We start from the raw sequence: 26,876 nt of genomic DNA, 5'->3' as shown, positions 1-26,876 counted from the left end.
GCTAGCTCCCTCGGTAAACGGAGTAGCCGAACGGGTTGAGCAGCAGCGGTACGTGGTAGTGCTCGCCCGGCACGACCGCGAAGGCGATCGTCACTTCCGGGAAGAACGCGCCGCTGTCCCTTACGCGGGGGGCGTCCTGCTGCGCCTCGGCTTGCTTCTTGGAAAAGTACGTCTCGGTGTCGAATGCGAGACGGACGTGGGTCGTGCCCTCCGGCAGCGCCGGCAGGTCCTTGCAGCGCCCGTCCGCATCGGTCGCGGAGGCTCCGAGCGTCACGTACGGCGCGTCGCTTCCGCCGCGGGCGGCGAGCGAGACGGCGACGGACGCGGCGGGGCGGCCGATGCTGGTGTCCAGGATGTGGGTGGACACCGATGCGGTCGTGTCGGTACTCAAGACCGTCACTCTCCTAGATCTCAAGAGTCCTGCGCGGAAGTGCCCTCTGCGAGGGTCTCCGTCACGAGACGGGTCAGCCGGATGCGGTTGATCTTGCCCAGTTCGGTGCGCACGATCTCCTGCTCCTGCTCGGGCGAGTTCCCGATCCGGGACTTCACCGCGTCGCGCATCTGCTCACCGGTGGCGCCGGTGGCGCAGATCAGGAAGACATGTCCGAACCGCTCCTGGTAGGCCAGGTTCAGTTCGAGCATCTCGGTCTTGAGCTCCTCGGAGGCGCCGGCCATCCCCCGCTGTTCGCGGGAGGAGGTCGGGTCGCCGGGGATCGGACGCCCGATCGGCGGGTGGCCCGCCATCGCTTCGGCCAGGTCCTTTGCCGCGAGCTTCGCCATGGCGGCGTCGCTCGCGCGGAGCAGGGCTTCTTCGGTGGCGTACGGGCGCCCGGCGAGGAGGGTGTTTCCCCAGGTCGCACTGGCACACACCTCGTGCAGTGCGGGAGTGGCCTCGCCGTCCGCCAGGGTGTTGAACCGGGTGAGGCCCGGTGTGGAGCTCGAAGTCACGGGAGCCTCCGTGGCTGTTTTTCGCTGTGCGTTGTTCGGGCTGCGGATAGCTAACGCCCTCCGCAACACGACGTCAACACTTTGTTGAAATATCGCGAACGAAGAAAGCCGCCGTCCCGGCATGCGGACGGCGGCTTTTCCTGCCTCTTCGGTGCGTTGGGTCAACTACTCACCCTTGGCCGCATGTTCCCGGTTCAGGTAGTTGTACACGGTGAACCGGGAGACGCCCAGGGCGCCGGCCACCGTCTCCACTCCGTGCCGTACGGAGAAGGCACCGCGTGCCTCCAGCGTCCGGACGACGCTCTGCTTGGCCTTGCGGTCCAGGTCGGCGAGCGGCATTCCGTGCCGCCGCTCCATCGCGGCGAGGATGTGGTCGAGCGAGTCGGAGAGCTGCGGAAGGCGTACGGCTATGACGTCCCGCCCCTCCCAGGCGAGCACGACGTCGTCCTGCTCGGCCTGTTCCGGACCCAGCAGCTCCGCGCCCATCGCGTCGACGAGCGGCTTGACCGCGGAGACGAGCGGGTGGTCGAGCGTTGCCGAAGGGTTACCGGAGGCGGCGGCGGTGTCGCCGGCGGCAGGGGGGTGATCGGCGGACTCGGTCACGACGCGTCCCCCTCGATCACGTTCACCTGGAGCGAGACCCGGGTGGCGCCCGAGGCCAGGGCCCGGCGCAGCAGGGAGTCCACGGCGGTGAGCACCTCGTCCGCGCCCCCTTCCGCGGTGTTGCCGAAGGGGCCGACGTCGACGGCGTCCAGCTCGGCGCCCTGGATCACCTCCCGGGCCACCACCGCGTGGGTGGGCGCCTCGTCGAGATCGAAGGGCTCGGTGGTGAATTCCACCCTCAAGCGCACTGTGCCTCCCTGATGTCCTCGCCGCGGGTGCGGGCGCGCGGCTCGGCCACGACTGTAACCGCTGCACGGGGCCCCGCTCCGGTACGCGCGGAGCCCCGTACGGCGGTGGTCACGGGAGCGGCAGGACACAGACCGCGACCGGCGCGGGGAAGGGCGCACCCGCAGCGGACAGCGACCCGTCGGAACCGATCGCGAACACGGTGACGGTGGAGGAACGCTGGTTGGCGGCGAAGACCAGGGCGCTGTCCGGGGACAGGGCGAGCTGCCGGGGCCAGTCGCCGCCGACGGGCACCGTGTCGAGCAGTCGCAGGACCGCGCCGTCGCTCTCCACGGCGTAACGGGTGAGGCTGTTGTGGCCCCGGTTGGCGAGGTAGGCGTACGCCCCGTCCCCGGTGACCACCGGCTGGGCGGGGTAGCTGGTACCCGGTCCGGTACCGGTGGACTGCCCGGCCCCCGGGGTGAGGGAGCCGGTGGCGGGGTCGTACCCGCAGACGACCATCGTGTCGTCCAGCTCGCAGGCCAGGTACGCGAAGCGCCCGCCCGGATGGAAGGCCAGGTGGCGGGGGCCGGAACCGGGCGCCAGGGCGGCGCGGGAGACCTCGGTGAGTTTCCCGGCGGACTCGTCCAGCGCATACGTGTACACGGTGTCGGTGCCCAGGTCGACGGCGAGGACGTGACCGCCGTCGGGCGAGGTGACGATCTGGTGGGCGTGCGGTCCGCCCTGGCCGGGTCCGGGCGGCGGCGAGGTGTGGGTGACCAGGTCGGTGCGCTCCCCCAGCGAGCCGTCCTCCGCGATCGGGTGCACGGCGACGCTCCCGGAGGTGTAGTTGGCGCTCAGCAGCCAGCGTCCGGACGGATGGACGGAGAGGTGGGTGGGACCGGAGCCGCCGGTGGGGCGGCTGCCGAGCACCCGGTACGCCCCGTCCGGACCGATCGCCACGGCGGTGACCGCGCCCGCGCTCTGCTCGGCGACCGCGTAGACGGTGGAACCGGAGGGGTGGAGCGCCAGGTAGGAGGGGTTGTCGAGGCCGGCGATCACGGGGCCCGGCGTGATCGCGCCGGTGGCCGTGTCGTACGCGGCGGTGCCGATGCCGGTGCCGCCCCCCGCCTCGGAGGTGTACGTGCCGAGCAGCAGGGGGCGGGTGACGCGCGGGCCCGCGGTCGGGGCGGGGCGGGCCGCGGCGCGCGCGGGGGAGGCGACGGCGGGCCCCGCGGCGGCCAGAGCCGCCGTGGCCAGCAGGCCGCCGATGAGGCCGCGGCGGCCGGGGAGGCCGGGGAGGCCGGGGAGGCCGGGGACGGCGGCGGAACGGTCACCGCGGCCGGAACGGTCGGGGCCGGGGTACGGGTGGGGGGACGGCTTCATGCGAGGCACCTCGGGTGGGGGTCGGCTGCTTCGGATGCGTCCGCCACCCTGGCCCGCCGAGGCCCGTACGGCAAGAGGCGCAACAACAGTTGCACCCTGCGCAACGGTGACGACGCCCGACGGGTGCCGGGCGATCAGCCTCCCGCCTGGATGTCGCCCCTGGTCGAGGAGGCGAAGGCGTCGCCGTGCGCGAAGTCGCCGGGCGGAATGCCCGGGTGGTGCCCCTCCAGGTCCGGGGCGACCTCGGCCGCCGGGCCGAGCGCGAGCCGGGAGACGATCCGGTAGCGGTCGCCCCGGTAGAGCGAGTGGACGTACTCCACCGGACGGCCCGTGGTGTCGGAGGTCAGCCGCTCGAAAAGCAGCGCGGGCGACAGCTCCGGCACGTCCAGGAGCCCGGCCTCGGCACGGGTGACGACGGTGGGCTCGATGGCCTGGACCGCCTCGTGGACGTGCACCCCGTGCGTGGCGCGCAGATGCTCGTACAGGTCGCCGCTCTCCAGCTCCCGGGCGCTGAGGCCCGGCACCAGCTCGGCCCGGATGTGCAGGTGCTCGATGGCCATCGGCGCCCCGTCGACCAGCCGCAGCCGAGCCACGTAGACGATCTCGGCGGCGGGCGACATCCGTAGCTTGCGGCCGACGCGGGCCCCCGCCTGGAGCGTGGTGAACTCCAGCAGCCGGCTCGACCAGGCGCCCGCCGCCTGCGGCACGCTCAGCGCCCGGTCCCCGGCGACCAGCTCCTGGGTGATCTTCGCGGGGGCGACGAACATGCCCCGGCCGTGCTCGCGCACCAGGAGCCCGGCGGCGACCAGCTCGTCGACGGCCGCACGCACGGTGGGCCGCGACACGCCGAGCAGGGCGCACAGGGCGCGCTCCGAGGGGATGGCGTCCCCGGGGCTGCGCGTCTCGATCAGCTCCAGTACGGCATCGCGGGTGCGTTCCCGTTTGAGCACCGTCCCCGGTACGTCCGCGTCCACGCGTTCCCCTCCCGGTGGGTCCTTTTTCCTTACCAGTTGGCGGGAGATCCGACCGAACTGGCTTGCTGGTCAGGTGAAGTGTAGCGCTTCCCGCGCTCCGCTCAGCCGGTCTCCCACCGCACAGATCATCAACTCCCCTTTGGGAAAGAGGGGTTGACGACCGCATGGGTCCATGCCACCTTCAACCCCCATCGAGGCGAGCTGTCCAGTGGACCTCACTGGTCAGGTGGTCAGGTCAGTTCAGTCCGTCACATCCGTCTGCTTCCGAGGTGAACCGTGAAGTACCGCTTGCTCGCCGGTGGGTCCGCGCTCGTCCTGACCGCCGCCCTCAGTGCCTGCGATGTGTCGTCCGGACCGGACTCCGGCGACGGGGGCGGCCGGACGGCGGTGGACGTCTGGCTGATGCGCGACAGCGTCTCGGCGCAGTTCCAGAGGGAGTTCACCGCGGACTTCGAGAAGCGCCACCCGGAGATCGACGTGAGGATCCAGATCCAGGAGTGGGACGGGATCGGCCAGAAGATCACCGCCGCCCTGGCCAGCAACGACGCCCCGGACGTCATCGAGGCGGGCAACACCCAGGTGGCGCAGTACGCGGAGAGCGGCGGACTGCTCGACCTCAGCGACCGCAAGGGCGAACTGAACGGCGAGGACTGGCTGAGCGGTCTGGCCGAGCCCGGCTCGTACGAGGGCAGGCAGTACGGCATCCCGTACTACGCGGCGAACCGGGTGGTCGTCCACCGCACCGACCTCTTCGAGAAGGCGGGCGTCGACGCGGCGGGGATCAAGACGCGCGAGCAGTGGATCGACGCGACCACCCGGCTCAACAAGGGCGGCACGCAGGGCATCTACCTGCCCGGGCAGATGTGGTACGCGCTGGCGGGATTCATCTGGGACGAGGGCGGGGACCTCGCGTCCGAGTCCGGCGGGAAGTGGTCCGGCGCGCTGGACACCCCCGAGGCGCTGCGCGGCATGGCGTTCTACGAGGAGCTCCAGGCGCTCGGCGAGGGCCCCAAGGACTCCGACGAGGACGACCCGCCGCAGGCCGAGGTGATGGCCCAGGGGCAGGTGGCCCAGATCATCTCCACCCCGGGCGGAGCCGGCGTCATCGCGGAGAACAACCCCGGGCTCAAGGGCAGGCTCGGCTTCTTCCCGATCCCGGGCAGGACGGCGGACACGCCGGGCGCGGTCTTCACCGGGGGCTCCGACCTGGTCGTGCCGGCCGCCGCGGCCCACCCCGAGGAGGCGGTCGCCTTCATCAGGGAACTGACCGGGGACACCTGGCAGAAGAAGCTCGCCCTCGCCATGAGCTATGTGCCCAACCGGACCACACTGGCCTCCGCCGTGGCCGACGACCCGGGGGCCGCCGCGATGGCGGTCGGCGCGGCCAACGGACACGCCACGCCCAACACCCCGGGCTGGGCGGCGGTCGAGGCGGAGAACCCAATCAAGGACTACATGACGGCCGTGCTCACCGGGGGCGATGCGGCGAAGGAGGCGGCGAAGGCCTCGCAGGACATCACCCGGGCCATGAACGCCGGTTCCTGACCCGGCCCGTTCCTCTCCTCCCCGACCACGAAAGGAGGCGTGCCGTGCCGGTCGTCGACCAACGGACCGCACCCCGCGCACCCCGGCGACGCCCGGCTCCGCGCCTCGCCGTACGCAAGACCCCGCCCCGGCGGCAGGGAGCGGACCGGGGCCACCGCCTGTGGCCGTACATCCTGGTCGCCCCGGCCGTCGGCGGCATGCTCTATCTGCTGGCCTATCCGCTGGTGCGGGCCGTGCTGATCTCGTTCCAGGACTTCCGGCTGCGCCAACTGATCTCCGGCGACGCGGAGTTCGTCGGGCTGCGGAACTACCGGACGCTGCTGGCGGACCCCCGCTTCTGGGAGGTGGTCCGCCGCACCTTCCTCTTCATGGCGATCAACGTGGCCCTGATCATGGTGATCGCCACGCTGGTGGCCCTCATGGTGGAGCGGCTGGGCCGGATCGGGCGAACCGCGGTGCTGTGCTCGCTCGTGCTGGCCTGGGCGATGCCGGTGGTGGCGGCCACCACGGTCTTCCAGTGGCTGTTCCACTCGGAGTTCGGCATCGTCAACCGGTCGCTGACCGGACTCGGCCTCGGCTCCTTCGACCGCTATCCGTGGTTCGCCCACGGCACCGCGGCGTTCGCGATCCTGGTGACGCTGATCGTCTGGCAGTCGGTGCCGTTCGCCGCGGTCACCCTGTACTCGGCGCTGACCACCGTCTCCCCGGAGCTGTACGAGTCGGCGCGGCTGGACGGGGCGGGTGCGGGGCGGATCTTTCGCTCGGTCACCTTTCCGATCCTGCGGCCGATCTTCCTGCTGGTGGTGTCACTGGAGGTGATCTGGACGTTCAAGGCGTTCGTCCAGATCTGGGTGATGACCCGGGGCGGACCGGGCGACGCCACGACGATCCTGCCGGTCTACGCCGTGCAGAGCGCGCTCTCCGGCCAGCGGTACGACCTCGGCTCGGCCGCCTCGATGGTCACCGTGATCCTGATGTCCGGGGTGCTCGTCCTCTCCTTCCGCCAGCTGCTCCGCCAGGAGGACGAGTCCCGATGAACTCACCTGCCGTGCGCCGCCGGCTCCGGCGTCTTCCGCTGGACATCGCCGCCGCCGTGACCGTCGTCGTCTGCCTCTTCCCCGTCTACTGGATGGTCTCCACGGCCTTCAAGCCGTCGAAGGACATCCGGTCCGCCGACCCGCACCTCTTCCCGCACACGTGGACGCTCGACCACTTCCGGCGGGCGGTGGAGGCCGACGGGTTCGCCCTGTTCTGGCGCAACAGCGTCCTCGTCACCCTGGGGGCGGTCCTGCTGGCGCTGCTGGTGGCGCTGGGCGCGGCGTACGCGGTGGCGCGGATGCGGTGGAAGGGCCGTCGGCAGTTCATGCTGATGATCTTCATCGCGCAGATGGCGCCCTGGGAGTCCCTGATCATCCCGGTCTACATCATCTCCCGGGACACCGGCATGCTCGACCGGCTGCCGACGCTGACGCTGATCTACTTCATGATCACGCTGCCGTTCACGGTGGTGGTGCTGCGCGGCTTCATCGGGACGATCCCGCCGGAGCTGGAGGAGGCCGCGCAGGTCGACGGCTGCACCCGGACGGGGGCGTTCTGGCGCGTGGCGATGCCGTTGCTGGCCCCGGGGCTGATGGCGACCTCGCTGTTCGGCTTCATCACCGCCTGGAACGAGTTCGCCTACGCCAACTTCCTGATCATCAAACAGCAGGACAACCGGACGCTGCCGGTCTGGCTGTCGTCCTTCCAGAACACCTTCGGCACCGACTGGGGCGCCACGATGGCCGCCTCCACCCTCTTCGCCCTGCCCGCCCTGGTGATCTTCCTGCTGCTCCAGCGCCATGTCACGTCCGGCTTCGCCGCCGGTGCCGTCAAGGGCTGAGCGGCCGGCGACGCTCCTCCGCCGCCCGCCCCGCCCGCGAACCGAATCCGGAGGCCCCCGTGCCCGTATCGCGCCCCGACCTCTTCCTCCTCCCCCGGCCCACCAGGATCTCCTCGCTGGGCGGCCGGCTCACCCTCGACCGGGACACCACCGTCCGGGCGCTGCCGGGCGCCGAGCCGGCGGCCGGGCTGCTGCGCTCCCTGGTCGGCCGCCCCGCCGGACTCCCCCTCGCCCCGTCGCCGGACGGCCGGATCGTCCTCGCGCTGGACGACCGGCTCGGCGGCCTCGGCGAGGAGGGGTACGGGCTCACGGTCGGCCCCGAGGCACTCCAGCTGCGGGCCGCGCACCCGACCGGGCTGCTCCGGGGCGTCCAGACGATCCGCCAACTGCTGCCCGCCGAGGCGCTGTCGGGCGGGGCGCGGGGCGTGGGGTCCTGGGAGGCGCCGTGTGTGGAGATCACCGACGTACCGGACCGGCCGTGGCGCGGCGCGATGCTGGACGTGGCCCGGCGCTTCCAGCCGATCGGCTTCGTACGCCGGTACGTGGACCTGATGGCCCTGCACAAACTGAACGTCCTGCACCTCCACCTCACCGACGACCAGGGCTGGCGGATGCCGGTCGACGCCTACCCCCGGCTGATCTCGGTCGGCTCCCGGAGGGCCGGGTCGCAGCAGGGACCGACCGGTCCGGACGGGGCGCGCTTCGACACGGAGCCGCACGAAGGTTCGTACACCAAGGCGGAGTTGCGGGGCCTGGTGCGGTACGCGGCGGAGCGCGGGATCACCGTCGTGCCGGAGATCGAGATGCCCGGCCATGTGCGGGCCGCGCTCGCCGCCTATCCGGAGCTGGGCAACCACCCGGGGCGGGAGCTGGACGTGTGGACCCGCTGGGGGGTGTGCGACACGATCCTCGGCGTGCACGAGGGGGTCTTCGACTTCTGCCGGGCCGTGCTGGACGAGGTGATGGACGTCTTCCCGTCGCCGTACATCCACATCGGGGGTGAGGAGTGCCCGACCACCGAGTGGGAGGACAGCCCGGCGGCCCGGGAACGCGCGGCGGCGCTGGGACTGGCCGGCCCCGCGGAGTTGCACGGCTGGTTCCTGGGCCGGATCGGGGCGTTCCTCGTGGAGCGCGGCCGGACTCCGCTCGGCTGGGTCGAGAACGGGACCGATCTCCCACCGGAGTTCACGGTGATGACCTGGCGGGACCCCTCGCACGCGCGGGCCGCCGCCCGCCGGGGGCACCAGGTGGTCGCCGCGCACCACCGGGCGACCTACCTCGACTACGCCCAGTCCGGGGACCCGGCCGAGCCCGTCGCCCAGCCCGGCGCGCCGGTCTCGCTGCACACGGTCCACGGCTACGAACCCGCCCCGGAGGACTGGCCAAGGGCGGAGCGGGCCCGGGTGCTCGGGACCCAGGCCCAGGTGTGGACCGAGTACGCCCGCACCCCCGAGGAGATCGACTACCTCGCCTTTCCCCGGCTCTGCGCGCTGGCCGACCGTTCCTGGTCCGGCGGGCGCGGCGACTGGCCGGGGTTCGTCGAGCGGCTGCGTCACCACACCGCCCGGCTGGACGCCCTGGGCGTCCGCTACCGCCCGCTGGACGCGCTCTCGCTCGCGACCGGCACGCACGTTTCCCCGTCCACCGCCCCGTCCTCAGGAACAGCGCGACCCCGCTCGTAGGCCCTGTCGTCGAACCGCCGCCTGCCCCGCGGGTGACGACGGCAGGTTCGACGACAGGACCTAGCCGCTTCCCCACCACCGTTCCGGAGAGGAACAGGCTCATGAACCCAGCACGCAGGAATCCGCGAAGCTCCGGGCTGCGCACCGCCGCCGCCTCGGCCGCCGCCGTCGCCCTGGCCGCCACCGGTCTGGCCGCACTGCCCTCCTCGGCGTCCGCCGCTGCGGACGGCATCGTCGTCCAGTACCGGACGAGCGCGTCCGGTGCGAGCGCCGATCAGAGCGAGCCGTGGCTGAAGGTCCGCAACGCCGGCTCGGCGTCCGTACCGCTGAGCGGTGTGAAGGTGCGCTACTACTTCAAGGCCGACTCGCCGTCCGCCGCCTACCGGTTCGCCTGTTCCTGGGCGGTGAAGGGGTGCGCGAACATCACCGGTACGTTCGGGACGCTCGCGAACCCGACCGCCACCGCCGACCGCTACCTGGAGATCGGCTTCACCGCCGGGGCGGGCTCGCTCGCACCGGGCGCGGACACCGGGGACATGCAACTCCGCTTCCACCAGAGCTCCTGGGCCTCGCTCGTCCAGTCCGACGACTACTCCTTCGGCCCGGACCGGACGGCGTACGGCGACTGGTCCAAGGTGACGGCCCACGTCTCGGGCGCGACGGTGTGGGGCGAGGCGCCCGGCGGCAACGGCCCGACCGACCCGCCGGACCCGACGGACCCGCCGGGGGACGCGCCGACGCTGTTCGACGACTTCGACTACAGCTCGCACACCGACCCGAGGATCGGCGCCAACGGCTGGAGCGTACGGTCCAACTCGGGCGGCCCGGGCGTGCCGGGCGCGACCTGGGACCCGGCGAACGTCACCTTCGCCTCGCAGAGCGGGAACTCGGTGATGAACCTGGAGACGTCGACGGCGGGCACGGGCGCTTCGACGGAGCACACCGAGATCCTGACCAAGTCGATGAAGTTCAAGAACGGGACGTACGCGTCGCGGGTGAAGTTCAGCGACGCCCCGCGCTCGGGCCCGGACGGCGACCGGATCGTGCAGACGTTCTTCACGATCAACGACCTGAAGGCGCCGATGGCGGACGACTACGCGGAGTACGACTTCGAGTATCTGCCGAACGGCGGCTGGGGCGAGCCGGCCAACATCCTCTACACGACCTCGTGGGAGACCTACCGGCCCGACCCGTGGGAGGCGGTCAACGCGCACAGCGAGGTCCGGGCGTCCTACGCCGGCTGGCACGACCTGGTGGTGACGATCGACGACCACCGGATCACCTACTACGTCGACGGTCAGCACTTCGGCACGCACGGGGCGGCGTATCTGCCCGAGCGGCCGATGTCGATCAACTTCAACCAGTGGCTGATCGACCTGCAGGGGCAGCCGAGCACGACGCCCCGCGCCTACGACCAGCAGGTGGACTACGTCCTGCACGTGAAGGACCAGGTGCTCACCCCGGCACAGGTCAACGCGATGGTCGGGGCGTACCGGGGCGCGGGGACCAGTTTCGAGGACACGGTTCCCGCCGGATAGCGGGGATCCGTACGGCGTGAGAGCCGGGCGGGGCGGGGGCCGAGGGCGGCCCCCGCCCCGCTTTCGCGTGCCCGAAGGCGCCCGCGCCACCGATTCCGCACGCCATCCGCCGGGGCGAATTTTCGGGCACCCCCTTGACAGCCCCACCACCCTCCGGGCAATCTTCCGTTAAGCAGAAACTAACTTCCGCAATACGGAAGGAGCGCCGAACCCCTCATGGGATACCCGGACCAGCGCTTCGATGTGAACCTCTCGATCCTCTTCACGGAACTCCCGCTCCTGGAGCGTCCCGCGGCAGCCGCCGCGGCGGGCTTCACGGCGGTCGAGCTGTGGTGGCCCTGGATCGAGACCCCCACCCCGCCGCAGGCGGAGCTCGACGCCCTCAAGAAGGCCCTCGACGACGCCGGCACCCAGCTGGTGGGGCTGAACTTCTACGCCGGACAGCTGCCCGGCCCCGACCGCGGCGCGCTCTCCGTGCCCGGCACGGAGTCGGACCGCTTCCGGGCCAACGTCGAGGTGGCGGCCGACTTCGCCGCCTCGGTCGGCTGCACGGCGCTCAACGCGCTGTACGGCAACCGTGTCGAGGGCGTGGACCCGCAGGTGCAGGACGCGCTCGCCCTGGAGAACCTGGCACTGGCCGCCCGCGCGGCGGACCGCATCGGGGCGACCCTCCTCGTCGAGACCCTCAACAAGCCGGAGTCGCCGCTCTATCCGCTGGTGAGCGCGCCGGCCGCGATCGAGGTCGTCGACAAGGTCAACGCGGCGACGGGCCTCGGGAACGCCACGTTCCTGCTGGACCTGTACCACCTGTCGATGAACGGCGAGGACCTGAGCCAGGTCATCAAGGCGTACGCCGCGAAGACCGGCCACGTCCAGATCGCCGACAACCCGGGACGCGGGGCGCCGGGCACCGGCGACCTCCCGCTGGAGCGGCTGCTCGACGAGCTGAAGGACGCCGGTTACACGGGCCGGGTCGGCCTGGAGTACAAGCCGGGCGACCGGCCGAGCGCGGAGTCCTTCGACTGGCTCCCGGCGTCGGCCCGAGCGGCCGGCTGACCGGCCGCCCCTCTTACGTACGCACGTTTTTCAGGAAGGCACCCTCATGAGCAACAACCTCCCCAAGGTCGCCTGGATCGGTCTCGGCATCATGGGCTCCCCCATGTCGGAGAACCTGATCAAGGCCGGTTACGACGTCACCGGATACACCCTGGAGCAGGACAAGATCGACCGGCTGGTCGCGGCCGGCGGCAACGGCGCCTCCTCGATCGCGGACGCGGTCGGGGACGCGGACGTCGTCATCACGATGGTGCCCGCGTCGCCGCAGGTCGAGGCCATCGCGTACGGCCCGGACGGCATCCTGGAGAACGCGAAGCGCGGCGCGCTGCTGGTGGACATGTCCTCCATCACCCCGCAGACCTCGGTCGACCTCGCCGAGAACGCGGCCGAGAAGGGCATCCGGGTCCTGGACGCGCCGGTCTCCGGCGGCGAGGCCGGCGCCATCGAGGCGGTCCTGTCCATCATGGTCGGCGGCGAGCAGGCGGACTTCGACACCGCGAAGCCGCTCCTGGAGGCGCTGGGCAAGACCATCGTGCTCTGCGGCCCGCACGGCTCCGGCCAGACGGTGAAGGCCGCCAACCAGCTGATCGTCGCGGTCAACATCCAGGCCTGCGCCGAGGCCGTGGTCTTCCTGGAGAAGTCCGGGGTCGACCTCGCCGCCGCGCTCGACGTCCTCAACGGGGGCCTCGCCGGCTCGACCGTGCTGACCCGCAAGAAGGACAACTTCCTGAAGCGGGACTTCGCCCCCGGCTTCCGGATCGACCTGCACCACAAGGACATGGGCATCGTCACGGACGCCGCCCGCAACGTCGGCGCGGCCCTGCCCGTCGGCGGCGTGGTCGCCCAGCTGGTCGCCTCGCTGCGCGCCCAGGGCGACGGCGGCCTCGACCACTCGGCGCTGCTGCGCTCGGTCGAGCGGCTCTCCGGCTCCCGGGTCTGACCCTCCCCCGGGCGCCGCGAGGCGCCCCGGCCCGCCCGGCGGGCCCCCTGATCTCCGGGCCGCGGTGGCGCTGACACCTGTCCTGTCGCGCCCAGGCGCCGCCGCGGCCCGGAACCACACACTTCGTTTTCAACAAACTGTTGACGTTCTCTCCGCGGCGAATCTACGCTCCTCAAGCCGTCAGCAGCTCGTACGAAAGGTCATCCCGCCACATGGCTAAGCGTGTGCTCACGACCGAGTCAGGCGCCCCGGTCGCCGACAACCAGAACTCCGCCACCGCCGGTGTCGGTGGACCGATCCTTCTCCAGGACCAGCACCTCCTGGAGAAGCTCGCCCGCTTCAACCGTGAGCGCATCCCGGAGCGCGTGGTGCACGCCCGCGGCTCCGGCGCGTACGGCTACTTCGAGGTGACCGACGACGTCACGGGCTTCACCCGCGCCGACTTCCTCTCCGAGGTGGGCAAGCGCACCGAGACGTTCATCCGCTTCTCGACCGTCGCCGACTCGCTCGGTGGCGCGGACGCGGTCCGCGACCCCCGCGGCTTCGCCCTCAAGTTCTACACGGACGAGGGCAATTACGACCTGGTCGGGAACAACACCCCGGTGTTCTTCATCAAGGACCCGATCAAGTTCCCCGACTTCATCCACTCGCAGAAGCGCGACCCGTTCACGGGCAAGCAGGAGCCGGACAACGTCTGGGACTTCTGGGCGCACGCCCCCGAGGCGACGCACCAGGTCACCTGGCTGATGGGCGACCGCGGCATCCCCGCCTCGTACCGCCACATGAACGGCTACGGCTCGCACACCTACCAGTGGACGAACGCCGAGGGCGAGGCCTTCTTCGTCAAGTACCACTTCAAGACCAACCAGGGCGTGCGGTCCCTCTCCGCCGACCAGGCCGCCGAGCTCGTCGGCAAGGACGCCAACTCGCACCAGACGGACCTGCTCCAGGCCATCGAACGCGGCGTCAACCCCTCCTGGACGCTGCACGTCCAGGTGATGCCGGCCGCCGACGCCGCCGACTACCGGTTCAACCCGTTCGACCTCACCAAGGTGTGGCCGCACAGCGACTACCCGCTCCAGCGGGTCGGCCGCCTGGTCCTGGACCGCAACCCGGACAACGTCTTCGCCGAGGTCGAGCAGGCGGCGTTCTCCCCGAACAACTTTGTGCCCGGCATCGGCCCCTCCCCGGACAAGATGCTCCAGGGCCGGCTGTTCGCCTACGCGGACGCGCACCGCTACCGCCTGGGCGTCAACCACACCCACCTGCCGGTGAACGCGCCGCGCACCGCCGTCGTCGACAACTACGGCCGCGACGGCCTCCACGCGACCCGCAACGGCTCGCGCCACGACAAGAACTACGAGCCCAACTCGTACGCCGGCCCGGCGCAGACCGACGCCGCGCTCGCCGCCCCGCTGGCGATCCACGGCTGGACGGGCACGCACGAGGCGCCCGCCCACGCCAAGGACGACGACTTCTTCCAGGCGGGCGAACTCTTCCGGCTCATGTCGGAGGACGAGAAGGGCCGCCTGGTCGCGAACATCGCCGGAGGCCTCTCACAGGTCACCCGCGACGACGTGATCGAGAAGAACCTGGCCCACTTCCACGCCGCCGACGCCGACTACGGCAAGCGCGTCGAGAAGGCCGTCCGCGCCCTGCGCGAGGACTGAGCCCTTCCCCCTGGACCCTGCCCGTACCGCGCACCCGGATGAGGGGTGCCGCGCGGCACGGGCAGGACGACGAGGCCGCGGCGGTCGAGCGATGCCAGTGCGGTGGTGAAGGACCCGGGGACCGTCTCCTGACCTGAAGGAGACGCCCTCCCCCGGGCCGATCGCCGCCGCCGCGGTCCCTGTCACCCGGCGACACCTCTGTCGCTCCCCGAACGAGGGCGCGGAGTACGGATACGGTCCCGTACTCCGCGCCCTTGCCCGTATCCGCGCCCGCGCCGACGGGCGGGCGCCCGCGTCCGGTCACCGAGGCGGGTCGTGGCGCGGGGCGTCGACGAGCGGGAGTCCCGGGTACGCGTCCGGAGAGTCGTCGAGCACGGCGAGGGCACCAGCCCGGCCCTTGCTCAATCCGTGCCGCCCCAGGGTGGTCAGTCCCTCGCGCAGTTCCCGGGCGTCGCGCTCCGCCGGCCGGTCCCACGCGCGCTCCCCGGTCGCCCCCGCCACGCGCCGCAGTGCGTAGAGCCGGCCCGCGACCCCGCAGCACAGGTCGTAACCCCGTGGCTCACCGGTCACGGCCACGTGCAGGGCGCGCTCGGCGTCCTCCACGTACGCGGGTGTCCCCAGGGCGTCCGCCGCGGTCAGGAGCAACAGGGCGATTCCCGTGGCCCCGTTGCACCAACTCGACTCCCATCCGGGCCGCCACCCGAGCGCCCCGGCCGGGTCACGGCCGCGGAGAGCTCCGACGAGCGGACCCAGCCGTTCGGCCAGGGGCGCCGTGCCCTGCGGCGGCTCACCGCAGGCCGCTCGCCAGGCCAGAACCGCCAGCAGATGGCCGTACGTCCCGTGGGCCAGTCCCGGCCGGTCGCCGGACGAGCCGATCGCGTCCGACAGCAACCGCGCCGCCGAGGCTCCGGCCGCGCGCAGATCGGCCGCTTCGGTCCGCACCACGGGCAGCAGGTGCGCGTCCATCAGCAGGCAGGAGGCCAGACCGTGGGTCAGGTCCAGGGGCGCGGTGGGTGTGCAGTACCGGCGGTGCTCCCGGAGGTACCGCTCCACCGACTCCCGCATCGTCAGCCGGTCGTCGAGCGCGTGCGCCACGGCGACCCTCGCGCCGAGCACCCCGAGGGCGCCGTGCCAGCCACCGCCGGCAGCGGCGGTCTCCGCACCGGAGGCCGCACCGGGGTGCCGGGCGAGGCCGTCGGGCCGGTCCGCCAGGCCCGCGAGGGCCCGGTGCGACCAGAGGTCGGCCCACGCGAGCAGCGCGGGATCATCGTGCCGACCGCTCGCCCGCAGCAGTGCCGTCGCCGTGCCGCTGGTTCCGAACGCCATGCCCGCGGGAGGGGAGGCGGGGACGACCGCGGACGGCGAGAGGTACTCCGCGAAGGACGCCCGGCCGTCGGCGGGACCCGTGTCCGTGTCACCGGCCGGTGCGCCCGGGCCCTTCGCGGCCGCCGCGCGGAAGGCGTCGGAGAACTCGGCCACTCCGGGCCAGCGATCCGACGGTTCCGGCCGCAACGCGCGTTCCAGCACCGGGAGCAGGCCACTGGGGACCGACGCCGGGGGCCGGTGGAAGTCGGGGCCCAACCGCCCCTGTGCCAAGGTCGCCAGGAGATCCGCCTCGGTGGTCACCGGCGCGTAGTGGTGTTCACCGGTGAGCAGAAAGTACAGGAGCGCCGCGAGGCTGTACTGCTCCGCTTCCGGCGAGCCCAGCGTCCCGGGTCCGCCCGTCAGTTTCGCCCGCGCCCACTGCGGGTCCATCAGCCGCGGTACGCCGTGCCGCGGCGAGGGCCTCTTGATCAGTGACGCGTACGGGAAGTCGATCGCGACCACGGTGTCGTCCTCCGTCAGCAGGTAGTTGCCGCCGTGGACGTCACCGTGGAGTGCTCCGGTCGCGTGGATCCGCCGCAGCGCGTCGAGCGTCCGGCAGCAGCCCTCCACCAGCCTGGGTACGGCGGTCCGTCGCAGCACCTGGGCGCGCTGGTCGATCCGGCGGCCCGGTACGCGGCTCATCGCCAGCAGGGGCCGGCCGTCGCCGTCGTGGGTCACCGCCACGGGTTCCGGGACCGGCGCGCCGCGCGCCCGCAGGTACCGGAGGGCGGCGGCCTCATGACGGACGGCCCGCCGGAGCCTGTCGCTGTCGGCCTGCCGGGCGACCTTGCACACCACGGTCCCGCCCGTCTCTCCGCCGGCGAGGTAGACGTCGCAGTCCTCGTCCTCGTACGACTGCAGGCACTGGATGACGCGCCAGGGGCCCAGCGGGTCGCCGACGCGGTGGACGGGCCCGGTCGCCGCGGTCTCCCGAGGAGCGGCGAGGAGCCCGAGGCCGCGCAGTCGCGCGAGGGCGCGGTAGCTCTCCTCCAGGACGCGGTCCGCGTCCTGGCCGGTGCGACGGGCGTAGTTGATGACCGCCGTGACCACCGTCGTCGGTTCGCGGAACTCGCCGAGCAGGTCGAGCACGTCCTTGTCCACGAACGTGGCGTTCGAGCGGCTGGCCCGGCGGCCCAGGGCGGCGCCCTCGACGTCGTAGAGCGTGCCGAGGGTGTCCCGGACCGTCTCGGGGAGTTCCCGGGCCGGGACGACCGACACGTCCGCCGCCAGGGTGAGCGGTCCTTCCGCGAGTCTCACGCCGTCGCCTCCGTCCAGGTCCACGTCCCGGTGTCGACACCGGCGAGGGTCAGGCGCTCCAGGGCAGCGGCCACACGGTCGCGCGCGGGCAGGTCCCGGGAGGCCCAGAGGGCCTCCCCGGCCAGCCGGCAGATGTTCAGACGCCAGCTCGCCCGTTCGTGCCAGGCGGGGCGGCCCTCCCAGTCCTCGGGATCCACCGCACGGGCGACGAGGGGGCCGGCCGGCGAGGTGGCGGTGAAGGGCAACGGCTGGGCCTCGACCGCTCCCAGGCCGGCGACGATCTCCGCGGCCACGGCGTCGGCCTGCCCCGGGTCCGTGAGGTAGACGACGAACTTGTCGGGTCGCAGAACCGTCGGGAGGTCGAACCCGACCTTGAAGCCCGCGACGGCACGATCGCGCAGGACGCGCTCGCACGCCCGGAGCGCGTAGGGCAGGTCCCGCGGCAGGCAGCAGACGTACAGCTTGCTCGACGAGGGCGTGCGGGCCCGTGCCCAGCGGCGCCACACCCAGGTGTCGGGGGTACGGGGCAGCGGGCGGAACCCCGCGGTCTCCAGGCTCAGGAAGCCGAGTCCCAGCCACCGGCTCACCGACGATGCGTCGGGGAGTTCCCGGAGTCGGCGCGGGGTCACGGGCAGCCGCCCGTAGAAGTACAGGCGGCGGGCGAGCTGATCAGGTGTCAGCCGGTCGAGGAGGGCCGCCCAGCCGAGGGCCGAGACGCTCGTCGACGTGTCAGAGGCCGCTTGCTCCCGCCACGGTCGCGCCGGCCGCCCGCGAGGCGACACGCGCAGGGTGCCGTCGAGTTCGAGCGCCCGGACCAGGGGCGGGGGCAGGTCCGCCTCGTCCGCTCCCGTCTCCCCCCTGCGGGCCAGTTCGCCGAGCGGCGCGGCGAGCGCTGCGGGCAGGATCCGGACGCTCCCCTCGTCACCGCTGCCGGATACGAGTACCAGGGAGCCCGGCGGGACCGGCGTGCCCGGCAGGGCGGGCGTGCGCCCGTCGTCGGAGACGGGCGCCACGCTCCAGCGCTCGTGCAGCCGTATCCGCCGTCCGTCGTGCGTCATCGGGGCCCCCGGCCCGGGGAGGCGGCCCCGCGCACCCCGTCCCCGTGCTCGATCTCCTCGACCGCGGCGAGGGCGGCGCCCAACGACTCCCGCAGGAGGGTCAGTTCGATGTCACGCACCTGAAGATCCTCCGGCGTCGCGTGCCCGGAGGACGAGGTACAACTGCAGGTACAGCTGCAACTGCAACTGCACGTACAGCCGCATCCCGGTCCGCCCGAGCTGTCGTCGCTCCCGAGGACCTCCGGATGGCCCGCGAGCGCGCGGCCCTTCAGGGCGACTCCTGCGGGGAGCGCTGCCTGTTCGACCCTGACCGTGAGGTTGCTGATCCTGTAGTCGGGCATGCCGCCTCATCTCCGCTCCGCGAGAAACATCCGCGGCGGACCACCGCGCTGCACCGAAGCCGGTACTGCGCATCACCGCGCTGCACCGAAGCCGGTTCTACCGCTTCCGTCGGTCGCTCATCTCCTCCACATCGCTCAGCGCCGACCGCAGGGACTCCCGCAGAACGGTCAGCTCGACCTCCTCCAGCCGCACCAGCTGTTCGTCGAGGTGGGAGCCGCCGCCGGTCGCCGTGCAGGTGCAGGTACACGTACAACTACAGGTGCAGCCGCATCCTCCGCCGGGCCCGCCCGAACTGTCGTCGCTTCCGAGCACTTCCTGATCGCCCGCGAATCTCCGCCCTTCCAGCAGCACGCCCCGGGGGAGCGCCTCCGGTTCGATCCGGATCGTGAGGTTGCCCATCCTGAAATCCGCCATGAGTGATTCATCTCCGAGGCGTCCCCGGTGGGGTCCGCCCTCGTCTCCGTACTCCGCCGACCCGGTCCGCCGCGGTACGCGCCGGGGCGCCCCGGACGGCCCCGAGGCCGTCGCGGATGACCCCGACGCCGTCCGCGGGGATCGGGCCGGGCCGCCGTCACCGGCTGCCACGGCTCTGCTGTATCTCGTCCAGGTCACTGAGAGCCGCCTTCAACGACTCCTTGAGTACCGTCAGTTCGACGTCCTGGAGCTGTACCAGTTGCTCGTCCGAGTGGGATCCGCCGCCGGTCGATGTGCAGGTGCACGAACAGGTGCAGGAGCAGGTGCATCCGCAGTCGGCCATGGGCAGCGGGCCGTTCTTCCCGAGGTTCAGGTCGCCGACGTACTTGCCCTGGCCTTGGATCACCCCTTTGGGCAGTGTCTGATCCTCGACTCGGATCGTGAGATTGCTGATCCTGTAGTCCGCCATGATGTGCTCCGCGGAAAGGGAGGGTTCTCCGGGGCGGGGGCCGATCGGCGACCGCCGGAACGCGGATCGCGAGCGGGGCCCGCCGGTGGGCGCTCATGCTGCCGCCGGCCGTCTGCTCACCGGTGTGCGGTCGGTGGGACGAGTGCTTCGACGAGCACCGTCGCCTTCCATGATATGGGACGGCTTTCGCGCTGTCCTGTCGTGGAGCACGGCACTGATGACCCGTCAGGACTGCGTGCCACGCCAGGTTCTTCATGGCCGCGGGCAGCACGGCGCCCCCGCCCGGAGGGTCGCTCCGGGCGGGGGCCTCGTCGGTGACGGGTCCGTCAGGAGGCCGCCAGGGGGCGGATCGCGGTGGGCGCGTGGGACGCGTCCGTGGCGATGTCCTCGAACTCGTTGACCGACGCGATGTCGCTTCCGCTCATCGCGATGTTCGTGACCCGCTCCAGGATCGCCTCGACGACCACCGGCACCCGGAACTCCGCGGCGAGCTTCTTCGCCTCCTCGAAGGCCGGCAGCAGCTGGTCCGGCTCGGTGACCCGGATCGCCTTGCAGCCGAGACCCTCGACGACCTTGACGTGGTCGACGCCGTAGACGCCCAGCTCCGGGGAGTTGAGGTTCTCGAACTCCAGGTTGACCTGGAAGTCGATGTCGAAGTTGCGCTGGGCCTGGCGGATGAGCCCCAGGTAGGAGTTGTTCACCAGGACGTGGACGTACGGGATGCGGTGCTGCGCGCCGACGGCCAGCTCCTCCAGCATGAACTGGAAGTCGTAGTCGCCGGAGAGGGCCACGACCGTGCCCTCCGGGTCCGCGGTGGCGACGCCCAGCGCGGCCGGGATGGTCCAGCCGAGGGGGCCCGCCTGGCCGCAGTTGATCCAGTGGCGGGGCTTGTAGACGTGGAGCATCTGCGCGCCGGCGATCTGGGAGAGCCCGATCGTCGTGACGTAACGGGTCTCGGGGCCGAACGCCCGGTTCATCTCCTCGTACACGCGCTGCGGCTTGAGCGGCACGTTGTCGAAGTGGGTCTTCCGCTGGAGGGTCGCCCGGCGCTCCTGCGTGGAGGCGGCCCAGGCCGAACGGTCCTTCAGCCGGCCCGCGGCCTTCAGCTCGCGCGCCACCTCGACGAAGAGCGTCAACGCGGCCTTGGCGTCGGAGGCGATGCCGAGGTCCGGGGCGAAGATCTTGCCGAGCTGGGTGGGCTCGATGTCGACGTGGACGAAGGTGCGGCCCCGGGTGTAGACGTCCAGCTTGCCGGTGTGGCGGTTGGCCCAGCGGTTGCCGATGCCGAGGACGAAGTCGGACTCCAGGAAGTTCGCGTTGCCGTAGCGGTGCGAGGTCTGGAGGCCCACCATGCCGGCGTTCAGCTCGTGGTCGTCGGGGAGGATGCCCCAGCCCATCAGGGTCGGGACGACCGGGACGCCGGTCAGCTCGGCGAACTCCACCAGCAGCTCGGAGGCGTCGGCGTTGATGATGCCGCCGCCCGCGACGAGCAGGGGCCGCTCGGAGGCGTTCAGCAGCTCCAGCGCCCGCTCGATCTGCTTGCGGGAGGCCGCGGGCTTGTGCACCGGGAGGGGCTCGTACAGCTCGGGGTCGAACTCGATCTCGGTGAGCTGGACATCGATCGGCAGGTCGATGAGGACCGGGCCGGGCCGACCCGTGCGCATCAGGTGGAAGGCCTGCTGGAAGACGCCGGGGACCTGCGCGGCCTCCAGGACGGTCGTGGCCGCCTTGGTGACCGGCTTGGCGATCGACGCGATGTCGACGGCCTGGAAGTCCTCCTTGTGCAGCACGGCGGTCGGGGCCTGGCCGGTGATGCACAGGATCGGGATGGAGTCGGCGATGGCGGAGTACAGACCGGTGATCATGTCGGTGCCCGCCGGGCCCGACGTGCCGATGCAGACGCCGATGTTGCCGGCCTTGGCCCGGGTGTAGCCCTCGGCCATGTGGGAGGCGCCCTCGACGTGCCGGGCCAGTGTGTGCTGCACCCCGCCGGACGCCTTCAGGGCCGCGTAGAAGGGGTTGATCGCCGCACCCGGCACACCGAACGCGTTGCTGACGCCTTCGCGCTTGAGGATCTCAACTGCCGCTCGGGCAGCGGTCATACGAGGCATTGAGTGCTCCTGCTCGGGATTGGTGGAGTCGGGCTCTGTCGCGCCACCTGAGAGCACCAATTCCGCATTACGGAAATTTAGTTCTGCTATACGGAAGCAATCTAAATCGTGGGGCGACCCCCGTCAAGGGCGCCGCCCGCCGCCCGCCCCCATGAAGTCCGCCAACCCCCTCCCCAGGACCTCGCTCCTGGTGGACGATGGTGTGACGAGGGAGGCACGGAGTGCAGTCGGCCACGCCGTCCGTGCCGGAGGGAGACGATCGTGGAGTCCGTGCCGGTACGGTGCCCTGTCTGCAACCGGGACCACGCCTACAGCACACCGGCCTACCCCTGCCCGTGCGGGACGCCCACCGCGCCGCCACTGCTGCGGGACGCCCCGGCGGTCCCGGTCACCCACCGCAGTTGGAACGACGCGTGGGTCACCGTCCGGTGCGCGTCCTGCGACCGCGAGAACCAGTGGCCCCAGCCCGAGCTCTGCTGTCCGTGCGGGACCGTCCTGCGGATGCCGGTGCGACCGGTGGCCGCCGCGCCGGCTCCGCCGGTCTCCCCCGCCCACATCCCCCTCCCGCGCACCGCCGCGCACCCGCGCCCGGCCTTCCGGCCGATGACGATCCGCACGGGCCACGACGCGGTGAGCGCGGCCGGCCTCTATCTGACCTGGCTGGGCTACCGAGACGTCGGCCGGCCCGGGGCGGGCCCCGCCTCCGGCATCGACCTGCGGGCCGACGGGCTCATCGCGCGGGTCGACTCCACCACCCGGCCGACGACGCTGCGCGCGGTCGAGACCCTCTGGCTCAACGCGCTGGGCGCGTCGGCTACCGGTGTGTTCTTCTCCCTCGCGGGGTACACGGCCGACGCCGAGAACCGCGCGGACGGTGTCGGCCTCCCGCTCTTCGTGCTGGACCTCACCGGGACCCCGCAGCCGGTCAACAGCCCCGCGGACGAGTTGGTGAGCACCGGCGCCTGACCCGCGTCGAACACGGGCCCGCGGGCGCTCCGGGCTCCGGGCTCCGGGCTCCGGGCTCCGGGCTCCGGGAAGCGTGTGCCCGGGGGGCGTCGGCCCGAGGTCCAGATCCGGCCACCGCGTACCGGTCGGCTGTCCGGCGCGGCACACTGAGTACATGCGTATCCGTTCCGCCAGACGCTCGGATCTTCCGCTGCTCCAGGACATCGAGCGCGCCGCAGGGGAACCGTTCCGGACCCTGGGCATGGCCTTCGTGGCCGACGACGATCCGCCCCCGCTCGACCTGCTGGAGAGCTACCGGCTGGCAGGCCGCTGCTGGGTGGCCTCCGACCCCCTCTCCGCCACCGGCGACCGGCCGCTCGGCTATGTGCTCGCCGACCCCGTCGACGACGCCCTGCACATCGAGCAGGTCTCGGTGGACCCCGCCGCCGCCCGCCGGGGTATCGGACGGGAGCTGATCGCCCATCTCGCCGATTCGGCCACGGCCCGGGGCATGACGGCGCTCACCCTGACCACCTTCACCGACGTGCCGTGGAACGCCCCGTACTACGCCCGTATCGGCTTCCGCGTGCTGGCCGAGCACGAACTCACCGACGGACTGCGCGCGATCCGCGCCGAGGAGGCCCAGCACGGCCTGGACCGCTGGCCGCGGGTCTGCATGCGGCGCGATCTGACCTCCGCCGCCGCCCGCCCGCCGGGGACCGCCGGGGCCGTGACGATTCCGCGCATGCCGGACGCCCCGGGTGCCCCGGACACCGCGGGGGCCGTGGCTGTCAGTGGTGGCACGTAAGCTGTGCGCATGGCTTTACTCCCGGACGATTCCTTCCCCGCAGACCGCCCCGTGCCCGCCGCCGAGCACGCCAATGAGGCCATCCGCGCCCTCGTCGACGCCTCCGGGCAGGACTGGTCCGAGGTGGAGTCGGCGACGTACGAAGTGCTGCTCATCGAGTGGGCGGCGGCGACCCGGGGCGGTCCGGACATCATCGAAGCCGCCTGACCACCCCGGCGCGCCGCACTCCGCCCCGGTGCCTCCCCCTTCCGCTCAGTCCGCGTACGCCTCGCGCAGTTCGACCTTGCGGACCTTTCCGCTCACCGTCATCGGGAAGGTCTCCAGGATCCGCAGCCTGCGCGGGATCTTGTAGTGAGCGAGCCGCTCCCGGCAGTACGCGGAGATCTCGTCCAGGGTGGGCGGGTCGGCGGGGTCCCGGGGGATGACGCAGGCCAGGATCTCCTCGCCGTAGCGCTCGTCCGGCACCCCGACCACCTGGACGTCGGCGACCTTCGGGTGGCCGTACAGGAACTCCTCGATCTCCCGCGGGTACACGTTCTCGCCGCCCCGGATGATCATGTCCTTGATCCGGCCGACCACCTGGACGTATCCGTCCTCGCGCATCACCGCGAGGTCGCCCGTGTGCATCCACCGCCCTGGGTCGACGACGTCCGCCGTGCGGTCGGGCTGGTCCCAGTAGCCGAGCATCACGCTGTAGCCCCGGGTGCGCAGTTCGCCCGAACTGCCGCGCGGCAGCGTGACACCGGTGACCGGGTCGACGACCTTGACCTCGATGTGCGGCAGCGCGCGGCCCACGGTGCCGGTGCGGCGCTCCAGGTCGTCGTCCCGACGGGTCTGGGTGGAGACCGGGGACGTCTCCGTCATCCCATAGCAGATGGAGACCTCGGCCATGTGCATCTCGGCGACGACCCGCTTCATCACCTCGGCCGGGCACGGGGAACCGGCCATGATCCCGGTGCGCAGCGAGGAGAGGTCGTACCCGGCGAAGTCCGGCAGGTTCAGCTCGGCGATGAACATGGTGGGCACCCCGTACAGCGAGGTGCAGCGCTCCTGCTGGACGGCGGTCAGCACGGCCCCGGGCTCGAAGGACGGTCCCGGGATCACGATGCAGGCGCCGTGCGAGGTGCAGGCGAGATTCCCCATCACCATGCCGAAGCAGTGGTAGAAGGGGACCGGGAGGCAGACCCGGTCGGCCTCCGTGTACGCGATGGTCTCCCCGACGAAGTACCCGTTGTTGAGGATGTTGTGGTGGGAGAGCGTCGCGCCCTTGGGGAAGCCGGTGGTGCCCGAGGTGTACTGGATGTTGATCGGGTCGTCGCAGGACAGCTCCGCCTCGCGGGCGGCCAGTTGCTCCTGGCCGACGGCGGGTGCGCCGGCGGTCAGCTCGTCCCAGGACGGATCGCCGATGTAGTGGACGGCGCGCAGGTCGGGGCAGTCGGAGCGGACTTGTTCGACGAGGGCGCGGTAGTCGCTGGTGCGGTGGGAGAGGGAGGCGACGAGCAGGGAGACGCCGGCCTGCCGGAGGACGAACTCCACCTCGTGCGCGCGGTAGGCGGGGTTGATCGTGACCATGACGGCCCCGATCCGGGCCGTGGCGTACTGGACGAGGACCCACTCCGGGCAGTTGACCGCCCAGATGCCGACCCGGTCGCCCTTCGCCACCCCCGCCGCCATCAGTGCGCGGGCCAGGACGTCGACGTCCGCGACGAATTCGGCGTACGTCCAGCGTCGGCCCGAGGCGACGTCGACCAGCGCCTCGCGGTCGCCGTGTTCAGCGGCGGTCCGGTCGAGGTTGCGGCCGATGGTGTCGCCGAGCAGCGCGGTGTCGCCGACACCGTGCGCGTAGGACAGGCTGCTCATGAGAGGTCCCCCTCGTCGAACTCGGCGCCGGAGCCCAGGGCGGTGCGTTCCCGCAGCTCGATGCGGCGGATCTTGCCGGACACGGTCTTGGGCAGCTCCGCGAACTCCAGCCTGCGGATGCGCTTGTACGGGGCGAGGACCGCCCGGGAGTGCTCGAAGAGGACCTTCGCGGTGTCCGGTCCCGGCTCCCAGCCCTCCGCGAGCACGACGTACGCCTTCGGGACGGCGAGGCGGAGCGGGTCGGGGGCGGGCACGACGGCGGCCTCGGCGACCGCCTCGTGCTCCAGCAGGGCGCTCTCCAGCTCGAACGGCGAGATCTTGTAGTCGGACGCCTTGAACACGTCGTCGGCGCGGCCCACATAGGTGATGTAGCCGTCCGCGTCCCGTGCGCCGATGTCCCCGGTGCGGTAGTAACCGCCCGCCATCGCCTCGGCGGTGCGGTCCGGGTCGCCGTGGTAGCCCGTCATCAGGCCGACGGGGCGGTCGGCCAGGTCGAGGGAGATCTCCCCCTCGGCGGCGCCGGGCCGCCCGCTGACCGGGTCGAGCAGTTCGACGGTGAAACCGGGGCTCGGCCGGCCCATGGAGCCGGTCTTGAGGAGCTGTCCGGGGGTGTTGGCGACCTGGACGGCGGTCTCCGTCTGGCCGAACCCGTCCCGGATGGTGACGCCCCACTCGCGCCGGACCGTCTCGATGACCTCCGGGTTCAGCGGCTCCCCGGCCGCGACGACCTCGCGCGGCGGCGTCGTCAACTGACTCAGGTCGGCCTGGATGAGCATCCGCCAGACGGTCGGCGGGGCGCAGAAGCTCGTGATGCCCGAGCGGTCCATCTCCGCCATCAGGCGGCCCGCGTCGAAGCGGGTGTAGTTGAAGATGAAGACGGTGGCCTCGGCGGTCCACGGGGCGAAGAGGTTCGACCAGGCGTGCTTGGCCCAGCCGGGCGAGGAGATGTTCAGATGGACGTCCCCCGGCTTGAGGCCGATCCAGTACATCGTCGACAAGTGGCCCACGGGGTAGGACACATGGGTGTGCTCGACCAGCTTGGGGCTGGCGGTGGTGCCGGAGGTGAAGTACAGCATCAGCGGCTCGTCCGCGTCCGTCTCCCGGTCCGGGGTGAACGCGGCGGACGCCTCGGCCGCCCCCGCGTACGGCAGCCAGCCCGCCACCTCCTCGCCCACCGCGATCCGGGTGTAGTCCCCGGGCACCTCGTCGAACTTGGGGGTGTCCGCGTCCCGCACCAGCACATGGCGCACCCGGCCGCGCTCCACCCGGTCCCGCAGGTCGCCGGGGCCGAGGAGCGGGGTGGCGGGGATGACGACGGCGCGCAGCTTCATCGCGGCGAGGGCGGTCTCCCACAGCTCGACCTGGTTGCCGAGCATCACGAGGACGCGGTCGCCCGCCCGTACGCCCCGGGCCTTCAGCCAGTTGGCGGCCCGGGCGGAGCGCTCCGACATCTCCGCGAAGGACACTTCGGTGCGCCGGCCGTCCTCCTCCACGATGTGCAGGGCGGTGCGGTCGTTGTTCTCGGCGATGACGTCGAACCAGTCCAGGGCCCAGTTGAAGTGGTCCGCCCGGGGCCAGCGGAAGCCCGCGTAGGCCCGCTCGTAGTCCTCGCGGTGCTCCAGCAGGAAGTCCCGGGCGGCCCGGAACGTCTCGGTAGCGCTGGTTGCCGACATGTGCCCTCCTCATTACGGACCGGTCGCCTAACATCATGTAAACAGTGACCCAGGTCTCACCACCCCCGGACGGGGGTGGTCCGCTCCCCCGTGCGGGGGAGAGCGGCACGGGCCGGGTGGGAGGACAG

General features: G+C 71.9%; 25 protein-coding genes. 11 read left to right on the top strand and 14 right to left on the bottom strand.

The window, feature by feature from the left end; translation table 11 throughout:
- Window position 1: 1 nt before the first annotated feature.
- The 6 genes from uraH to DTB53_RS11040 form a co-directional block, all read right to left on the bottom strand.
- A complete protein-coding gene (gene uraH, locus DTB53_RS11070) occupies window positions 2–391 on the bottom strand; it encodes a hydroxyisourate hydrolase (protein ID WP_003965348.1) in 390 nt (129 codons plus the stop codon).
- Window positions 392–411: 20 nt separating this feature from the next.
- On the bottom strand, window positions 412–948 hold the full coding sequence (uraD, locus tag DTB53_RS11065) for a 2-oxo-4-hydroxy-4-carboxy-5-ureidoimidazoline decarboxylase (protein WP_012378447.1): 537 nt from the start codon (window positions 946–948) through the stop codon (window positions 412–414).
- A gap of 165 nt (window positions 949–1,113) precedes the next feature.
- A complete protein-coding gene (locus tag DTB53_RS11060) occupies window positions 1,114–1,551 on the bottom strand; it encodes a helix-turn-helix domain-containing protein (RefSeq protein ID WP_003965350.1) in 438 nt (145 codons plus the stop codon).
- Entirely contained in the window at window positions 1,548–1,799 is a 252-nt protein-coding gene (locus tag DTB53_RS11055) for a YkoF family thiamine-binding protein (protein WP_012378448.1), read from the bottom strand. The genes DTB53_RS11060 and DTB53_RS11055 overlap by 4 nt, the downstream gene beginning before the upstream one ends.
- 109 nt (window positions 1,800–1,908) lie before the next feature.
- Window positions 1,909–3,162: a lactonase family protein gene (locus DTB53_RS11050; protein ID WP_012378449.1), complete on the bottom strand. Its 1,254-nt coding sequence runs from the start codon at window positions 3,160–3,162 to the stop codon at window positions 1,909–1,911.
- A gap of 134 nt (window positions 3,163–3,296) precedes the next feature.
- On the bottom strand, window positions 3,297–4,136 hold the full coding sequence (locus tag DTB53_RS11040; protein WP_003965354.1) for a GntR family transcriptional regulator: 840 nt from the start codon (window positions 4,134–4,136) through the stop codon (window positions 3,297–3,299).
- A 276-nt stretch (window positions 4,137–4,412) separates the two neighbouring features.
- On the opposite strand from DTB53_RS11040, the gene DTB53_RS11035 reads away from it, so the two are divergent.
- The 8 genes from DTB53_RS11035 to DTB53_RS11000 all read left to right on the top strand — a co-directional run bounded on the left by DTB53_RS11035 (window position 4,413) and on the right by DTB53_RS11000 (window position 14,446).
- Entirely contained in the window at window positions 4,413–5,681 is a 1,269-nt protein-coding gene (locus tag DTB53_RS11035; RefSeq protein ID WP_012378450.1) for an extracellular solute-binding protein, read from the top strand.
- 44 nt (window positions 5,682–5,725) lie between these two features.
- On the top strand, window positions 5,726–6,718 hold the full coding sequence (locus DTB53_RS11030) for a carbohydrate ABC transporter permease (protein WP_012378451.1): 993 nt from the start codon (window positions 5,726–5,728) through the stop codon (window positions 6,716–6,718).
- Window positions 6,715–7,560: a carbohydrate ABC transporter permease gene (locus DTB53_RS11025; RefSeq protein WP_003965358.1), complete on the top strand. Its 846-nt coding sequence runs from the start codon at window positions 6,715–6,717 to the stop codon at window positions 7,558–7,560. The genes DTB53_RS11030 and DTB53_RS11025 overlap by 4 nt, the downstream gene beginning before the upstream one ends.
- Window positions 7,561–7,619: 59 nt before the next feature.
- Complete coding sequence (locus tag DTB53_RS11020) at window positions 7,620–9,242, top strand: beta-N-acetylhexosaminidase (protein ID WP_012378452.1); 1,623 nt, start codon at window positions 7,620–7,622, stop codon at window positions 9,240–9,242.
- Between the two features lie 101 nt (window positions 9,243–9,343).
- The gene (locus tag DTB53_RS11015) at window positions 9,344–10,780 is read left to right on the top strand and encodes a cellulose binding domain-containing protein (RefSeq protein ID WP_012378453.1); all 1,437 of its coding nucleotides are present in this window, start codon (window positions 9,344–9,346) and stop codon (window positions 10,778–10,780) included.
- 216 nt (window positions 10,781–10,996) lie between these two features.
- On the top strand, window positions 10,997–11,836 hold the full coding sequence (locus DTB53_RS11010) for a TIM barrel protein (RefSeq protein ID WP_003965361.1): 840 nt from the start codon (window positions 10,997–10,999) through the stop codon (window positions 11,834–11,836).
- 46 nt (window positions 11,837–11,882) lie between these two features.
- Entirely contained in the window at window positions 11,883–12,776 is an 894-nt protein-coding gene (locus DTB53_RS11005) for a 2-hydroxy-3-oxopropionate reductase (RefSeq protein ID WP_003965362.1), read from the top strand.
- Window positions 12,777–12,988: 212 nt separating this feature from the next.
- Window positions 12,989–14,446, top strand: coding sequence for a catalase (locus DTB53_RS11000; RefSeq protein WP_003965363.1), 1,458 nt, complete (start codon window positions 12,989–12,991; stop codon window positions 14,444–14,446).
- Between the two features lie 300 nt (window positions 14,447–14,746).
- Here DTB53_RS11000 and DTB53_RS10995 read toward each other — a convergent pair whose 3' ends face one another.
- The 6 genes from DTB53_RS10995 to gcl all read right to left on the bottom strand — a co-directional run bounded on the left by DTB53_RS10995 (window position 14,747) and on the right by gcl (window position 21,462).
- Entirely contained in the window at window positions 14,747–17,068 is a 2,322-nt protein-coding gene (locus DTB53_RS10995; RefSeq protein ID WP_012378454.1) for a lanthionine synthetase LanC family protein, read from the bottom strand.
- Window positions 17,065–18,126, bottom strand: coding sequence for a hypothetical protein (locus tag DTB53_RS10990; protein ID WP_012378455.1), 1,062 nt, complete (start codon window positions 18,124–18,126; stop codon window positions 17,065–17,067). Before DTB53_RS10990 ends, DTB53_RS10995 begins: the two co-directional genes overlap by 4 nt.
- Window positions 18,123–18,467: a hypothetical protein gene (locus DTB53_RS10985; protein WP_012378456.1), complete on the bottom strand. Its 345-nt coding sequence runs from the start codon at window positions 18,465–18,467 to the stop codon at window positions 18,123–18,125. The genes DTB53_RS10990 and DTB53_RS10985 overlap by 4 nt, the downstream gene beginning before the upstream one ends.
- A 97-nt stretch (window positions 18,468–18,564) precedes the next feature.
- Complete coding sequence (locus DTB53_RS10980) at window positions 18,565–18,882, bottom strand: hypothetical protein (RefSeq protein ID WP_042495767.1); 318 nt, start codon at window positions 18,880–18,882, stop codon at window positions 18,565–18,567.
- A gap of 157 nt (window positions 18,883–19,039) precedes the next feature.
- On the bottom strand, window positions 19,040–19,351 hold the full coding sequence (locus tag DTB53_RS10975) for a hypothetical protein (protein ID WP_003965368.1): 312 nt from the start codon (window positions 19,349–19,351) through the stop codon (window positions 19,040–19,042).
- A gap of 326 nt (window positions 19,352–19,677) precedes the next feature.
- Window positions 19,678–21,462 carry a glyoxylate carboligase gene (gene gcl / locus DTB53_RS10970; protein ID WP_003965369.1) on the bottom strand — a complete coding sequence of 595 codons (1,785 nt, stop codon included), beginning with the start codon at window positions 21,460–21,462 and terminating at the stop codon, window positions 19,678–19,680.
- A gap of 261 nt (window positions 21,463–21,723) precedes the next feature.
- Between gcl and DTB53_RS10965 the strand changes: the two genes are divergently transcribed.
- From DTB53_RS10965 to DTB53_RS10955, 3 genes are all read left to right on the top strand, one after another.
- Window positions 21,724–22,428, top strand: a complete 705-nt coding sequence (locus tag DTB53_RS10965; protein WP_012378458.1) for a hypothetical protein — start codon at window positions 21,724–21,726, stop codon at window positions 22,426–22,428.
- 154 nt (window positions 22,429–22,582) lie between these two features.
- On the top strand, window positions 22,583–23,215 hold the full coding sequence (locus DTB53_RS10960) for a GNAT family N-acetyltransferase (RefSeq protein WP_012378459.1): 633 nt from the start codon (window positions 22,583–22,585) through the stop codon (window positions 23,213–23,215).
- Window positions 23,216–23,224: 9 nt separating this feature from the next.
- Window positions 23,225–23,422, top strand: coding sequence for a hypothetical protein (locus tag DTB53_RS10955; RefSeq protein ID WP_003965372.1), 198 nt, complete (start codon window positions 23,225–23,227; stop codon window positions 23,420–23,422).
- Between the two features lie 45 nt (window positions 23,423–23,467).
- Here DTB53_RS10955 and DTB53_RS10950 read toward each other — a convergent pair whose 3' ends face one another.
- Window positions 23,468–25,075: an AMP-binding protein gene (locus tag DTB53_RS10950; protein ID WP_012378461.1), complete on the bottom strand. Its 1,608-nt coding sequence runs from the start codon at window positions 25,073–25,075 to the stop codon at window positions 23,468–23,470.
- Window positions 25,072–26,748, bottom strand: a complete 1,677-nt coding sequence (locus DTB53_RS10945; RefSeq protein WP_003965374.1) for an AMP-binding protein — start codon at window positions 26,746–26,748, stop codon at window positions 25,072–25,074. The genes DTB53_RS10950 and DTB53_RS10945 overlap by 4 nt, the downstream gene beginning before the upstream one ends.
- Window positions 26,749–26,876: the final 128 nt, after the last annotated feature.

The organism is Streptomyces griseus (assembly GCF_900460065.1).
Classification (GTDB): Bacteria; Actinomycetota; Actinomycetes; order Streptomycetales; family Streptomycetaceae; genus Streptomyces; species Streptomyces griseus.
The sequence above is the reverse complement of the archived record's forward strand: the minus strand, read 5'-3'. Positions and strand labels throughout refer to the sequence as shown.

What these genes read in the sequence shown, in the direction of transcription:
- DTB53_RS11050 (WP_012378449.1), bottom strand. Translation starts at nt 3,162, where the DNA reads ATGAAGCCGTCCCCCCACCCGTACCCCGGCCCCGACCGTTCCGGCCGC.
- DTB53_RS11025 (WP_003965358.1), top strand. Translation starts at nt 6,715, where the DNA reads ATGAACTCACCTGCCGTGCGCCGCCGGCTCCGGCGTCTTCCGCTGGAC.
- DTB53_RS11015 (WP_012378453.1), top strand. Translation starts at nt 9,344, where the DNA reads ATGAACCCAGCACGCAGGAATCCGCGAAGCTCCGGGCTGCGCACCGCC.
- DTB53_RS11010 (WP_003965361.1), top strand. Translation starts at nt 10,997, where the DNA reads ATGGGATACCCGGACCAGCGCTTCGATGTGAACCTCTCGATCCTCTTC.
- DTB53_RS11005 (WP_003965362.1), top strand. Translation starts at nt 11,883, where the DNA reads ATGAGCAACAACCTCCCCAAGGTCGCCTGGATCGGTCTCGGCATCATG.
- DTB53_RS11000 (WP_003965363.1), top strand. Translation starts at nt 12,989, where the DNA reads ATGGCTAAGCGTGTGCTCACGACCGAGTCAGGCGCCCCGGTCGCCGAC.
- DTB53_RS10990 (WP_012378455.1), bottom strand. Translation starts at nt 18,126, where the DNA reads ATGACGCACGACGGACGGCGGATACGGCTGCACGAGCGCTGGAGCGTG.
- DTB53_RS10985 (WP_012378456.1), bottom strand. Translation starts at nt 18,467, where the DNA reads ATGCCCGACTACAGGATCAGCAACCTCACGGTCAGGGTCGAACAGGCA.
- DTB53_RS10980 (WP_042495767.1), bottom strand. Translation starts at nt 18,882, where the DNA reads ATGGCGGATTTCAGGATGGGCAACCTCACGATCCGGATCGAACCGGAG.
- DTB53_RS10975 (WP_003965368.1), bottom strand. Translation starts at nt 19,351, where the DNA reads ATGGCGGACTACAGGATCAGCAATCTCACGATCCGAGTCGAGGATCAG.
- gcl (WP_003965369.1), bottom strand. Translation starts at nt 21,462, where the DNA reads ATGCCTCGTATGACCGCTGCCCGAGCGGCAGTTGAGATCCTCAAGCGC.
- DTB53_RS10960 (WP_012378459.1), top strand. Translation starts at nt 22,583, where the DNA reads ATGCGTATCCGTTCCGCCAGACGCTCGGATCTTCCGCTGCTCCAGGAC.
- DTB53_RS10955 (WP_003965372.1), top strand. Translation starts at nt 23,225, where the DNA reads ATGGCTTTACTCCCGGACGATTCCTTCCCCGCAGACCGCCCCGTGCCC.
- DTB53_RS10950 (WP_012378461.1), bottom strand. Translation starts at nt 25,075, where the DNA reads ATGAGCAGCCTGTCCTACGCGCACGGTGTCGGCGACACCGCGCTGCTC.
- DTB53_RS10945 (WP_003965374.1), bottom strand. Translation starts at nt 26,748, where the DNA reads ATGTCGGCAACCAGCGCTACCGAGACGTTCCGGGCCGCCCGGGACTTC.